Annotated in this window: 8 protein-coding genes and 1 pseudogene; 7 read left to right on the forward strand and 2 right to left on the reverse strand. The window is 54.5% G+C overall.

Annotation, left to right across the window (positions count from 1 at the left end; all coding sequences use genetic code 11):
• Window positions 1-339: 339 nt before the first annotated feature.
• The 6 genes from ACTJJ7_RS24235 (at window position 340) to ACTJJ7_RS24260 (ending at window position 10,267) form a co-directional block, all read left to right on the forward strand.
• A complete protein-coding gene (locus ACTJJ7_RS24235) occupies window positions 340-870 on the forward strand; it encodes an OmpA family protein (RefSeq protein WP_105737516.1) in 531 nt (176 codons plus the stop codon).
• A gap of 194 nt (window positions 871-1,064) precedes the next feature.
• A complete protein-coding gene (locus tag ACTJJ7_RS24240; RefSeq protein WP_105737514.1) occupies window positions 1,065-3,422 on the forward strand; it encodes a type VI secretion system Vgr family protein in 2,358 nt (785 codons plus the stop codon).
• Window positions 3,423-3,484: 62 nt separating this feature from the next.
• Window positions 3,485-4,708, forward strand: coding sequence for a DUF2169 family type VI secretion system accessory protein (locus ACTJJ7_RS24245; protein WP_440969103.1), 1,224 nt, complete (start codon window positions 3,485-3,487; stop codon window positions 4,706-4,708).
• Window positions 4,705-5,115 carry a PAAR-like domain-containing protein gene (locus tag ACTJJ7_RS24250; protein ID WP_105737510.1) on the forward strand — a complete coding sequence of 137 codons (411 nt, stop codon included), beginning with the start codon at window positions 4,705-4,707 and terminating at the stop codon, window positions 5,113-5,115. The genes ACTJJ7_RS24245 and ACTJJ7_RS24250 overlap by 4 nt, the downstream gene beginning before the upstream one ends.
• Window positions 5,116-5,151: 36 nt before the next feature.
• Window positions 5,152-9,840, forward strand: a complete 4,689-nt coding sequence (locus ACTJJ7_RS24255; RefSeq protein ID WP_440969104.1) for an RHS repeat-associated core domain-containing protein — start codon at window positions 5,152-5,154, stop codon at window positions 9,838-9,840.
• Window positions 9,841-9,865: 25 nt separating this feature from the next.
• On the forward strand, window positions 9,866-10,267 hold the full coding sequence (locus ACTJJ7_RS24260) for a hypothetical protein (RefSeq protein ID WP_105737506.1): 402 nt from the start codon (window positions 9,866-9,868) through the stop codon (window positions 10,265-10,267).
• 137 nt (window positions 10,268-10,404) lie between these two features.
• Here ACTJJ7_RS24260 and ACTJJ7_RS24265 read toward each other — a convergent pair.
• Window positions 10,405-10,746, reverse strand: a pseudogene (locus ACTJJ7_RS24265) (IS6 family transposase); the annotation flags it as partial.
• Between the two features lie 111 nt (window positions 10,747-10,857).
• Complete coding sequence (locus ACTJJ7_RS24270) at window positions 10,858-11,631, reverse strand: SDR family oxidoreductase (RefSeq protein WP_105737504.1); 774 nt, start codon at window positions 11,629-11,631, stop codon at window positions 10,858-10,860.
• Between the two features lie 145 nt (window positions 11,632-11,776).
• Here ACTJJ7_RS24270 and ACTJJ7_RS24275 point away from each other — a divergent pair, with 145 nt between their 5' ends.
• Entirely contained in the window at window positions 11,777-12,676 is a 900-nt protein-coding gene (locus tag ACTJJ7_RS24275) for a LysR family transcriptional regulator (protein WP_105737502.1), read from the forward strand.
• The last annotated feature ends 855 nt before the right edge of the window (window positions 12,677-13,531 follow it).

A 13,531-nucleotide genomic window follows, 5' to 3' on the forward strand; every position in this document is an offset into this window, starting at 1 on the left:
GCCAATTATTCGGTTGATTCCAACGGCGACCGTCCGATCGAGACGCTGCGCCTGAACTTCACCAAGATGGAAGTGAAATACACGCCTTACGATGCCAACCAGAGCCCGCAGTCGCCCATGATTGCATCCTACGATCTCGCCACAACGCGCGCGGCGTAAGGGCAGGCATGAGAAAGCGGAGTGGGCCTTTGTGCCCGCTTCGCTCTACGTCGGTCGGCCCCGATGACTCTGTACCGAATATAAGCGTGTGTGATGGAGTTGCGTAATGGTCAGCGCTTGAAATCGACCATTGGTTAATTTAGTCTGAACTCAACTTGCTATTCCCAAAGGGGTTACATCATGCGCCAGCTTTTTACTGTTCCTGCGGCCATTTTGATTGGCGCGGCTTCGCCGGCAATGGCTGGGCCAGCGTATAAGTCGGAAGATATTGTCAAGCATTTCGTCAATACGGCAGATCTTGGCAAAGCACGTGCCATCTGCGTCGGGACAGATCAGGAATGTGCGAAGAAGGTTGTAAATCCTGCTGCCTCGCCGCTCAACATGAAGGTGACATTCGAGTTGAACTCGGATCGCTTGACCGAAGAAGCCAGGCAGACGCTCGGCGAATTCGCCAAGGCTCTGAATGACCAGCGTCTGCAGATTGCGACGTTCCAGGTCGAAGGCCATACGGATGCCACGGGCACGGACGCATATAATGATACATTGTCCATGCGCCGCGCACGGTCCGTCTCGGCCTATCTCAGCGAACTTGGCGTATCTCCGGAGCGTCTGAAGGCAGAAGGCTTCGGCAAGCGCCATCCAAGTGTAAGCGATCCCTTCTCGCCGGAAAATCGCCGCGTTGAAACCCGGTTGGTGCTGCCGCAAGGTTAGTATTTCTGCGGATGTGACACGCAAGGCGAACGATTGTGCCGGCGCATATGGCGGAACATTGTCGAATCTGACGGCGGCGGCAGGGATAGGCTGGCGCCCGCCCAATTTTTATTGTGGCTCCGAATAGCTTTTGCCGCAGTCTCTCAAGTTCTGAAGTTCAAGGCTGCTGCTGTGAAAGAAGAGGGACTTTGATTATGAATATTATTTCGGATGCCGGCTATATTCAGGCCACCCGCATTTTGCGCATTCAAAGCCCTCTTGGACCAGATGTCTTGCTTCCTGAGCGGTTTGAAGCAAATGAAGAAATTTCGGGGCTTTTCGAGATCGCCCTTACGGTCAAATCGAAGAAGACGGATCTTAAGGCAAATGACATTGTCGGGAAGACGCTGGACATTGAGCTTGAAACCGGCGAGGGGCAGTATCGTCCGTGGAATGGCCTGGTCACCGAGCTCATGGAAGGGCCTCCCGTAACCCGCGGCCTTCGCGCGTATCGCATGGTACTGCGCCCGCAGCTCTGGTTGCTGTCGCAGCGTTCCGATTGCCGCATCTGGCTCGACAAAACCTCAATCGACGTTTTGCAGATGCTTTTGTCCGAGCATGGAATCAAGGCTGCGGTGACTGGCGGCGTGATCAATCCGCCAAAGCCGCAACATTATTCGGTTCAATGGAACGAAACGGATTTGGCCTTTCTCACCCGCCGTCTCGAAGAGGATGGCATTTTCTACTGGTTTGAGCACGTCGCGGGCGCACACACATTGCATGTGGCCACCCACACATTCGGCTATACTGAAGGTCCCGAAACCAATGTTCGCTATGCAGCGGGTTCAACCGACCGCAACCACATTGGCGGGCTGGAAAAGCGTTATGTTTTCACCCCTGGAAAGCGCACGGGAGCAGACTGGAATTTTGAAACGCCCAAAATTGTGCCGAAGGCAACGAGCCCATCCCTGGTCTCGCTGCCGAAAAGTGGCGAGTACGAACTTTATGAGTATCCAGCGCGCGCGTTGAACGTTGCCGACAATGAAGCGGCATCTCAACGGCGCATGCAGGCGGTCGAAGCCGATCATGAACGGGTTGAAGGCCATTCCACCGTGCGGACCCTGGCGGCCGGCCGCCGGTTCAAACCCTATGATGTTGCCCATCCCGATCAGGCTCATGAAGAGTTTGTGGTTACAAGGATTGTGCATACGGCAATCGATCCAACCTATGAAACAAATGACGGAGCTGCCGACTATTCCAATAGTTTTCATGCCTTGCCCAGCCGCGTGCCGGCAACGCCGCATCGCTCCACACCACGGCCGCGCATTGATGGCACACATATCGGCCTTATAGCGGGACCGCCTGGAGAGGAAATCCATGTCGATCAATATGGCCGTGTGAAGCTGTGGTTTCCTTGGGACCGTCGCGCGCAAAAAGATGGCTCCGACACGAAATGGGTCGAGGTTGTTCAAAGTTGGGGAGGCGGGACATGGGGAGCGCGCGTCAATCCACGTATCGGGATGCAGGCTATTTGCAGCCATGAAAATGGTGACCCTGACCGGCCTTATGTCATTGGCCTGGTAGCCAATGCCGACAACAAAGTTCCTTACAATCTGCCGGCTCACAAGACAAAATCCAGTTTCAGGACCAATACCCACAAAGGCAATGGCTTTAATGAAATGTCATTTGAGGATGACAATGGGCAGGAAAACTTTTTTCTGCACGCGCAGAAGGATATGACGAGCAAAGTACTCAACAATCAAATACACCGTGTAGACGCCAATGCCATGCACTCAACTGGTGCCAATCACCAGCTTGAAGTTGGCGCCAATATGAACCAGCAGGTCGGCGGCGGCATGAATCTCGTGGTCGGCGCGGTCGGCGGTGCGGCGGCCTCACTGCTTGGCGGGGGACTTTCGGGACTAATGGCGCAGAGTTCAGGATTGCTCTCTCAAGCCATGGGCATCGCAATGCAGGCAGTCCAAAGTGCGGGCGGGTCCGCAGCATCAAAGGCGGCAGGCGCAGCCCAGGCGGTAATGGGCGCTGCAGGGGTTCAAAATGCGTCACAGGGTTCCGAAGAAGCTCAACGAATGGGCGGTGTAGCGGAACAAGCCGGCAGTTATGGTGCCAGCTTGGGTGCAAGCACCCTTGCGGCCATTCCCACTGGCTTTGATGATGCGCGAGGCGGTGTCAACGGTGCCAAGGCGCCCGGTCTGCGAGCAGAAGGCGGCAAGTCAATGGCCGGCGCGGGGAGCAAAATCGCCGAGTCGCTTGCCGGGCTCATTGGCAGTGGTGTACGGAACACGACTATTGGCCAGATGGATAATATCAACATCGGTGCCGTGTCGACCGAGCAGGTTGGGGCGGTGAAGATTACGACTGTCGGCCAGGTTGCAATGGAAAAGGTGGGACATACCAAGAAGCTGACCGTGGGAGAGGAATATACGATTGAGGTCGGCAAAAGCCTCATCGTGATGAAAAAGGACGGCACCATCATCATCAAGGGAGTGAAGTTTCATTTCGAGGCAGACGGCCCATATCAGATGATCGGAGGGGTCATTGATAGCAACTGAATTGAGCGCCGGCCAATGCCACTCAATGCCGGAAAAACACATGCTGCCAATTGGGGCACCTGATGTCTGTTGCAATTAGGAACTTTACGCCGTTTGCCAATATGCGATTTTCCAATACGGATAGTCGAGGTCATGAATTCGGTGTTTTCATGGTCAAAGCGACGTTTGACATCGGTGAAACGGGGCAATGCGTTCTTTCGCAGGAACAGGACCCATTCAACTTCACCGATCTGTGCTACGAAGACGTCAATATATCTTCGTTGTATCATCCTTCGGACTTTGTTTCGTACAAACCGGCGACGGACATCATCGTCAATGCAATCGCCTATGCGCCGGAAGGCAAGGCAGCGCCATCTTGGCTTGTGGGCGTGCGTGTCGCTGACAACGGCGGTGTGCGGGCGGAAAAGATCATCCGGGTCACCGGGCCGCGGGTTTGGGTCCCCGAATGGAAGCAGCATTTAAATGATGACGAGAAAGCGGACTGGCGCAAACATGACACCTTGTTCAAGGGCTGGCAATTAAGCGAGCCGGAACCCATCGTGGCGCTGCCCATTCGCTACGAGTATGCCTATGGCGGTACGATATTCACCGGCAATGACGAAGATGGAAAACCGGTTCTGGATGCGTGGCACCACAATCCGCTTGGCCGGGGTTGGATCGACAAAAATCTGACTGATTTCACGCTACCCCAATCTGCTCCGCAGTTGGAGAATCCACAGGAACCGGTTAGCGATCCCTACAGGAGTTATGCAGTCGAAGGCTTGGGCGCAATACCGCCTGCGTGGCTGCCGCGCCGGACGTTTGGGGGAACCTACGACCAGGCTTGGCTTGACAACATCTGGCCTCGATGGCCCGAAGACTACGATTTTTCTTACAATAACTCGGCCGCGGCTGGGCTTGTTGTCCCCGGAGAGCACATACAGACGCCGTGCACCATCGAACTGGCGGGTCTTCGTCCGGAAACGCGTTTGTTTCAGCTGAGCATCCCGGACCACTGTCCGTGTATTGCACTTGAACACGTGGATGGTACCACAGAATATTACAAGCCGGCGCTCGATACGGTTTTTCTCGATGTTCTTGCGGACGATCTCTTAGACTGCCGGTTGATGATAACGTGGCGATTGGTATTTCACGAGCCGACAACGGCGGGCCTCATCCTGTCAGCCTCCGATTCACTTGAGAAGGAATGGTTCGCGCGCCATCCAGATGTATTGCGTTCAGCGCCAAAACCGGATGAATGTGCAGTTCCGTGTGATCTCATGGCTGAAGAGGAAGTAAGTGTATGACTGTTCCAGTCTCCGCCCGGAAGGATGGCGCCAACTTTGTCTATTCGATCAGTCCGGACGTCTGCCTGACACCCGTAGGGTCAGGCATGGTTCCGGTGGGCTATAATACGATCGCCTTTTTCGACACAGTCGTGCGGACAGCAACGACCGTTCGCAACAACAGCAACGAAGATTTTGTGGTCAACACCAGACCCAGTGTTTGCATTGGACACGAGCCGGGTACCGGCAAGGGCGTCAAGATTGCCGGATATAAAAGCCATGCTGTGATCAAGCAGGGTGCAAGCGCCGTTTTCACGGAGGGGTGGGCGGCCGTACGTGACGGTGACCCTGCCGAGATCAACCGCCCTGGTCCAGGGCGTGTCGAGACGCCCAGGTCAAAATCAAGTGTTGGCATTGACCACGTATGATGAGCCCATTGCGACCGTTGATTTTGTATGGAGTGAATGATGCCCGATGGCGGTGAGACGCAAATTGCCTGGCGAATGGGCAAACAGGTCTATGTCACGACGCGCGATGGCGAATCCACCGGCGAAGAGGTGGGGAATGCCAAGGCGCGTGTGCGGGTGGATGCGGTTGCCGGACAGGAAGATGCCGACCACGCCAAGCTCCGGCAGGAGCAGATCGGCAGGCTTAACGAGATGATTGAGGGCGCAAAAAATGCGCCTGACTCTGCCTTTGAGCCAACCTGGGCTGGCGATGGCCCGCCGCCAATGGAAGGGCCTAACCGCCAAGAAACCATCGCCATGTATGAGCGGGAAAAGGCCGCACTCGAGGCTGGCAGGCCAGTTTATACGCTTGGCGACAATATCAAGAATGTGGCCATGGCTCCCGTGCGGATGGTCGAGGGACTCTTTGGACTCGGAAAGGAACTCGTCGTCAACAATGCCAAGCAAACCTATGGCGGGATAACCTACATCAAGGGCGTTGTGACCGGTGACGACAAGGTGCGCGACGAAGGTGCCGAAATGGCCAAGTCCGGCATAGCCGGTAATTTGGAAGTCGGAAAAGCCATTGTGTCCTCTCCCGTGACCATGGTTGTCGGCATGGCAAAGCAGGCAAGCGTCGGAGATTGGGGCACCGGTGTCGGTGATACGGCCCTGCTGTTCGCGCCGGTCCCAAAACTGGGAAGAGCCGGAACGGGCATCGCAAAGGTTGGGGAGGAAGCTGGTCCCTTGGTGAAGAGCGCCGAACAGGCGACGGCAGAGGCGCTGGCAAAACGGGCTGCGGCAGAGGAAGCCGCCGCCAAAGCTGCGCGTGAAACAGAAGCTGCAAAAAAGACATTGACGGAAGAGGAAAACGTCAAGCCAAAGAAAGACCCGGAGGAAAATCCGGCAAAGAACTGCATTACCTGCACGTCGCAGCCCGTGGCTTTTGCCACGGGGGCGAAAGTTCTGCACACACCGGAATTCCACATGGGCTGGACCATTGCTCTCGCCCTCTACCGCAATTACTCCTCGGATCTCGGTGTGGACGGTCCACTGGGGCGCAACCGCACCGGTCCGCTGGATGAAACAATCGAGCGCCTTGCGGATGGAACTCTGCTCTACCGCATGGCATCCAGTCTTGAGGCCATTTTCGCGACGCCGACACCGATTCCAGGCTATTTCAGCCGGAATGTAAAATACTCGCATCTCGGACTGGCGGCGGACGCACGGCGCCGGCTGATCCTCAAGGATCGGGGCTTGCGCAAGACATTTCGCAAGTTTCCAGACGGCCTTTGGCGGTTGGAGTATATAAAGGACCGCAACGGCAATACCGTTGCCTTCGAACGCGATGCTGCAGGCCATCTGGAGCGGCTCGTGCATCCTGATGGTCTGTCGCTGCATTTTTTCAATGACGCATCCGGCCGCCGGCAGGCAATCGATGTTGTTGCTTGTGATGGATCGCGCAAAGCTCTGCTTTCCTATGCCTACGACGCTGATGGCAATATGGTGTCGGCCGCCAACCAGTATGGACCGTCGCACATCTATACCTATGATGCCAAAGGCCGGATGACCGGTTGTTCGGATGGTGCCAAACTCGACAGCACATATGTCTATGATGAGAACGACCGGGTCATCGCAGTCAACACGCGCGACAGTACATTCCGGTATCGGATGGCCTATGAAGCGGAGAAGAACAGAACGACCTATATCCCGGTAAACCGCCCGGACGCCACCACAACCGTTCATTACAATGATGACCGGAGAACCACCGCCGAAACGGATGGGCTTGGACATACACGTTATTTCGAATATGGTCCAAACGGGGAAAAAACAGCCGAAATTGATGCTGAAGGCAACCGGACCTCTTACCGCTACGATGACAACGGCAATGTCGCGGCAATTACCGACGCCGAGGGACGAGAGACGCTCTATTATTGGAGCAGTGACGGTGATCTTCAGATCATGTTCGACGCCGAAAGCAATCGCTGGCTTTATGAGCATGATGACAAGGGCAATCTGGTTTCGACGCAGAATCCTCTGGGATTCCGGACCGATATTGTCAACGACGCCGCCGGTCAACCGACCGGCATTATGCGGCACGACGGTCTGATCGAGCAGCGGGATTACGACGAATATCACCGCTTGATCGGTGTTCGCAGCTTTTCCGGCGAGAAAACAGTCTTCGAGCGCGACGCATTTGGGCGCGTCACGTCCATCGTCGATCCCGCCGGCGGTGCTACCCTTTTTGCCTACGCCGATCAGAGGGGTGGCGATTTCTGGGAAGCCGTTACCACCGCCAGACCTGATGGCGTGGTTACGTCCCGCTCTTTCGATGCGGATCAAGCCGTGGTCCGAGCGACCGACGGTGAGGGGCGTACCACAACCTATCGTTTCGGTGAATTTGATTTGCTGCAGGAACTGGAGGATCCCAAGGGTGGATTGCTGCGCTTCAAATATGATCACTTCGGCAAACTCATCAATGTTGAGAACCAGAACGGATTGCACTGGACATTCCAACGTGATGCTGCCGGTCGCGTTGTCAGCGAAACAGATTTTGACGGACTGACGATCAGCCATGTCTACGACGCGGCAGATCGCTTTGTTGAGACACGATACGCCGATGGTGCGCACTTAAAATTTTCTTACGACAAAACGGGTGCTTTGACGCGCGAAGAGGCCTTTGCACCGGATTCAACGGCACCGCAAGATATCACCCGCTATTGGTATGATGGCCGCGGCTTGGTTGTCAGGGCAGAAAATGCGTCGGCTCTCATCGAATTTGAACGTGATAAGCTTGGGGCAATTGTCGCAGAAACTGCGAACGGACGCCGGGCCGGGAATGTTTATGATTGTTGCGGCAACCGGGTTGAACGCGCCATTGGCGAAAGGCTTGTAAAGTCGATCTACGACCCGCTGGGTGCTATCAAGAGTCTTGTTATTGCTGACCATGCACCTCTTGCCTTTTCCCGTGACCGCCTGGGTCAGGAAACGCGGCGCGAGAGCGCTGCGGGTTTTCGTTTGGTGCAGAGCTATGATCTGGCCGGGCAATTATTGCTGCAATCCGCAGGACGTGCCATCAACGGGGGGGGCGGGATCGCTGGTACGCGGGCCACTGGGGCTGTTGATCCAAGGCATGTCGCTCCGGTGACGGAGCGTTCATATCAATGGAACAAAGTATTCGCGCCACTGGCCATCCATGATCAATTGTTTGGCGCGACCGTCTATGATTACGACGGCAACGGTCAGGTCACGGCAGCCCGCACTGATGAGCTATCGAGTTCGGATCAAGACGGAAGCCGCACACTAACCACAGAGCGATTTCAGTATGACGCGGCGCTTAACATTGTCGGTGTCGCGTCGGGTTTCGGTTCGCGTTTCGGGCGTTCGACCCGGCGTCCGGAAGATGGCTTTTCAACCGTGCTTTCCACCCCGGGCGGACGGATCAAAGTATCGCGCGGACCGCAAAACGAAAAGATATTTCTGACTCATGATGAGCGCGGGCGCGTTGTCAAACGGCGTGTTGAGCGCGCTGGCTTTCGCCCAAAAGCCTGGGCCTATGGCTGGGACGCCAAGGATCGCATGATTTCATGCGTGACGCCCGAGGGTGAAACCTGGGTCTATGCCTACGATCCGTTTGGACGGCGGTTGTGGAAAGTGCGAACATTCACTGAGGCAGAGAAGCAGCATTATGCCAGGCTTTTCCCCGATGTCATCCGAACTGCTTCCGATGCAGATCGTGAATCCTATTACCTGGAAGAAGCAAAACTGAGAGGCTTGCGCGTTCAAGAAGCGCGGCCGCCGATAATCGGGGTGCATTATTTCTGGGATGGCAATGTGTTGGCTGAACAAGCCCCATTCCGGCTTGATGGCACTGTTGACTGGGATGACGCCATAGGCTGGCACTTTGAGCCTGACAGTTTCCGCCCGCTGGCCAAAGAAAATCCAGACGGCAGTCTTCTTTATATCGTTACCGACCATCTTGGCACGCCGCGGGAAATGTTCGACGAAGCCGGCAAACTGCAATGGGCCGCAAGTTACAATGTGTGGGGTAAAGTCAAGTCGCTGAAAACGCCGCTCACATCCGGCAATGCGGCGGTGTCGATGGATGCAATGGAGTCCGGCTTGGAGGGTGACGTCGCTGTTCTGGCTTGTCCTTTTCGTTTTCAGGGACAGTATGAAGATGCCGAGACCGGACTCTACTTTAACCATTTTCGCTATTACGACCCATTGGCCGGACAATATATCTCGCCAGATCCAATTGGATTGGCTGGAGGTACCAGACGACATGGTTATGTTGAACGGCCAACCATTTTTGTTGATCCCTTTGGCCTGGATCCACATGAAGCCAGGATATCCGTCTATGATTCCAAGGGCGACTTGAGATATACGGAAGCGCTCAAGAGCGGAGGCACCAATCCGGGACGTACGTTGTCATGGCCCGAGCAAATTATGACGCATACGGAATCAGCTAGTATATTTAATGAAAGGATTCAGCCTGGAGACCGGGTAATATATACGGAAGCTAGGTTGCCGCCATGCTTTGGTTGTAGAGGGAACATGAACGATGCCGCTGTCAACAAGAATATTAGCATCGAATATAATTGGGTGGATAAAAACGGCGTGGCTCATCAATGGAAAACCGACCCTCAAAAAGCAGCAAAGGCGTTGGCAAAGCGCGAACGACGCAATCAGAAGCAATGTTGTTAAAGTATATCGATAGGGAGAAAAACTGATGAATTTGCGTCTAGATGCCAAAATCATAGAGTTTGTATACGATAAATTTGATACCAATGCGATCAATTTCATAACCGACGATTCTGCGTTTTCGGTCGCGACGGGAACTTATCTGGAAGATGATGAAGACCTCAATGAGACTGAGTTCATGTATAATAGCGAGAGACAATATGGCGGGTGCTCAAAGATCGAGTTTTTTTCCAGAAGAATTGTTTTAACATTCCAAGAAAAGCTTTTGGATAACTACGAAATTGTTGAAATTGTTTGCCAAACTTCCATATCGAAGGAGATAATAAACTTCTTCAATAATTATCTATTTGTTGGGGATATTGTTCAATACAGCGCCGAGATACCAGAAGAAAACCGCATTCAGCAATCCGTATCTCGCGAACTTCTGTAGAATATTTAGCATCTGCTAGATTTGAACGTCGAAATCTCTGGTTCTACAAAAGAGGCGGGAACGGTCTTTCAAAAAAGGATTTTGCCGCAAATGTTTCGGTAGCTGTGGACTGTTAAGAGAGTGACGCGCAAATCCGGAGCTGCTTTCAGGTCGCGGTTTTTGCTGAACAGGAACTCAACCGTATCGCCGTTGCTGTCGATGGCCCGGTACAGGTAAGTCCATTGGCCACGAACCTTTACACAAGTTTCGTCAACGCGCCAGCTTGTTGATTGTGGCCTGCGCCAGTGCCAACGCAGCCGCTTTTCAATCTCCGGGGCGTATTTCTGCACCCATCGATAAATCGTGGAATGATCCACAGGCACACCCCGTTCACCCATCATCTGTTCAAGTTCACGGTAGCTAATGCCATAGCGGCAATACCACCGCACTGCCCAAAGAATGATCTTACCTTCAAAATGGCGCCACTTGAAATCGCTCATCAAAAGTCTCGCTGAAAATCTTCCGCACTCTTTCGCATCACCGAATTTTTTCCAACAGAGCCCGTTGAGGAGCGGATGGGGCCGGGCTAATCGCCCGGCCCCATTCCAAGATTACTTCGTCGTATAACCACCATTGACAAGGATGGTCTGGCCGGTCATCCACCAGCCGTCCGAGACGAGGAAGCGGATAAAGGGGACAATATCCTCGATATCGGTCAATCCGGTCTTGGAGAACGGCGACAGCGCCGCAGCGGTTTTATGATATTCCTGCGCATCCTTGCCCTCGGCGGGATAGAAGAAGGGCGTGTCCATCGGGCCGGGACCAATGGCGGTTACCGAGATGCCGCGCTCGCCGAATTCCTTGGAGGCTGCTCGCGTGAAATGCTCGACCGGCGCCTTGGTGCCAGCATAAGCCGCATAGAACGGCGTGTAGGCACCGAGCAGCGACGTCACTAAAGTACAGATCTTGCCGTTGTCGCTCACATGCTTGCCGGCTTCCTTGAGAAAGAAGAAGGCCGATTTCGAGTTGACGGCGGTCGCCTCGTCGTATTCAGCCTCGGTGATCTCGACAAACGGTTTCTTCACCACCTTGCCAACCGTATTGATTGCGATATCGGGACGGCCCACCGCAGCAATTGTATCGGCAAACAGCTTCTCCATTGCCCCAGCCGTGGTCAGGTCGGCCTGGAAGGCAAACCCTTGCGCCCCGGCAGCCTTGATCGCCGCAACGGTCTCATCGGCGGCCAGCTTGGTTGCACCGGTATTGTAGTGCACCACCACAGCCTTGGCACCCTGGGCGGCCAGATCCCGGGCAAGCAGCCCTCCAAGATTCTTCGCTCCGCCCGCGATGAGAACTGTTTTACCCCTAATGCTATGATCCGTCATGGATTTAAGTCTCCTCATCTTCAGATACACACACCCAGCCATGCGGCCGCTTTCCAAGCCCCAGGTTATCGTTTAAAAAATCCCTATAAAGCCATCGTTTCTAACATCACCTGTCAGAAATAACGGACAATCGTAAGGTGGATCATTGGACCGCATCGATCTTTTTCGTGTCTTCACCCGCGTCATTGAGTGCGCCAGTTTCACACGCGCTGCCAACACGATGGCTCTGCCGCGTTCGTCGGTTTCGGCAGCCATCATTGAACTTGAGAGCCGGGTAGGTGCACGGCTCCTTCACCGCACGACGCGTAAGGTAACGCCGACGCAGGATGGAATTGCCTTCTACGAGCGTTGCCTGCGCTTGATTGCTGATGTGGAAGAGACCGAGGGGCTGTTCCGGCACACATCGGTTGGGCCGGCCGGGTATCTCAGGGTTGATGTCCCGGGCCGGATAGGGCGTCTAATCATCGCCCCGGCGCTGCCGGAGTTCCTGGCCCTTTACCCTGAGCTTGATCTTGAGTTGCGGGTCACGGACCGGGCAGTGAACCTTGTCGAGGAAAGCGTCGACTGCGTTCTGCGTGTCGGTCCGTTGAGCGATTCCGGTCTGGTTGCCCGCAAGATCGGCGACTTGCCGCTGATCAACGTTGCGAGCCCTGGCTATCTCGCCAATCATGGCACACCGGATCGACCTGCTGATCTCGCCGGCCACCATGCCGTGAACTACGCCTCGCCGGCAAACGGACGCGTTGAAGATTGGGAGTGGGTTGAGAAGGGCGAAATCCGAACCATGCCGATCAAGGGGAGGGTCACCGCCAACAGCGCCGAAGCTTACATCGCTTGTTGTCTTGCGGGCCTTGGCCTCATTCAGATCCCGGCCTATGATGTAAAACATCATCTCGACGCAGGTGAACTTATTGAGGTGATGCCCGGTCATCGCGCTGCGCCGATGGCGATGACCCTACTCTATCCGCACCGCCAACATCTTTCACGGCGTCTACAGGTCTTCGCGGACTGGCTCGATGAAGTCCTGAAACGGCGAATTTTATAACTTTGGTCGTGGGACTGCAATTTGACTTTACCAACGCCCGCGTCGTCTTCGAGGCAATCTTTCAGCGTATTGAATAAACGCGCAGTCGGCGAGCTTAACCGCGTGAAAGCCGGGCAAGAAATACTGAGCATACTTTGCCAAGCCCGGTCACATTCATCGGGTCAAACCACCAGTCCTCCCCCTTGCGCACAATATCTGTAAACTCGCAATCACGATAACTCCGAGTTTGATTGTAACCTATCTCTTTTCCGATTTCCAAGCGGCTAACGGTTCATCGCCAATGACGAATGTGCATCAAACGTTTGAGAGAGCCCACCCGCGCAGCATTTCTTGGCTTGCAGGGCCATAGAGCCAAGCTAAGCATCATACCAGTCCGCAGGCGTTTTCGCATGCATGAATACTTTTTGCAGCTGTACATGAACACCTGCCGGATGATATATATTGTCCAATCTCACGTGATTGAAATTCTACACGTGCTGTCCGAAGCGCGCGTTTGCTCTTATACGCAAGAAATCCGCGTTCGAGGTCTCTGTTGGTCGCCTTTATTTCTATCATGAAGCTGACAGCACTCTCCATTGCCCTACGGCCGCTTGGGCGAAATACCGCAGCATTGAGCGGTGCTGCGTCCTCATGAATCGTCACTCATCCATCTACCTGTCGGCTGGACATGGAGACGTTCCTGTTTTGCACCGCATTAATCTGATGGTCGAAAACAATGAGACGTTGCGATATTGGGAGCGAACGGAGCAAACCGGGGCCGTATAAAGTTGGGGGCAGCTGGTGACTAAACGACGGCTGTTGATTTGCACTGAGAGCTGATCCTGGATTGCGGGAAAATATCACTGTGAATTGCCC

It is taken from the genome of Phyllobacterium sp. 22229 (assembly GCF_052056495.1).
Classification (GTDB): domain Bacteria; phylum Pseudomonadota; class Alphaproteobacteria; order Rhizobiales; family Rhizobiaceae; genus Phyllobacterium; species Phyllobacterium myrsinacearum.

Bases quoted from the DNA above. Each gene is read 5' to 3' on its own strand.
- ACTJJ7_RS24235 (WP_105737516.1), top strand. From the start codon at position 340: ATGCGCCAGCTTTTTACTGTTCCTGCGGCCATTTTGATTGGCGCGGCT.
- ACTJJ7_RS24240 (WP_105737514.1), top strand. From the start codon at position 1,065: ATGAATATTATTTCGGATGCCGGCTATATTCAGGCCACCCGCATTTTG.
- ACTJJ7_RS24245 (WP_440969103.1), top strand. From the start codon at position 3,485: ATGTCTGTTGCAATTAGGAACTTTACGCCGTTTGCCAATATGCGATTT.
- ACTJJ7_RS24250 (WP_105737510.1), top strand. From the start codon at position 4,705: ATGACTGTTCCAGTCTCCGCCCGGAAGGATGGCGCCAACTTTGTCTAT.
- ACTJJ7_RS24255 (WP_440969104.1), top strand. From the start codon at position 5,152: ATGATGCCCGATGGCGGTGAGACGCAAATTGCCTGGCGAATGGGCAAA.
- ACTJJ7_RS24260 (WP_105737506.1), top strand. From the start codon at position 9,866: ATGAATTTGCGTCTAGATGCCAAAATCATAGAGTTTGTATACGATAAA.
- ACTJJ7_RS24270 (WP_105737504.1), bottom strand. From the start codon at position 11,631: ATGACGGATCATAGCATTAGGGGTAAAACAGTTCTCATCGCGGGCGGA.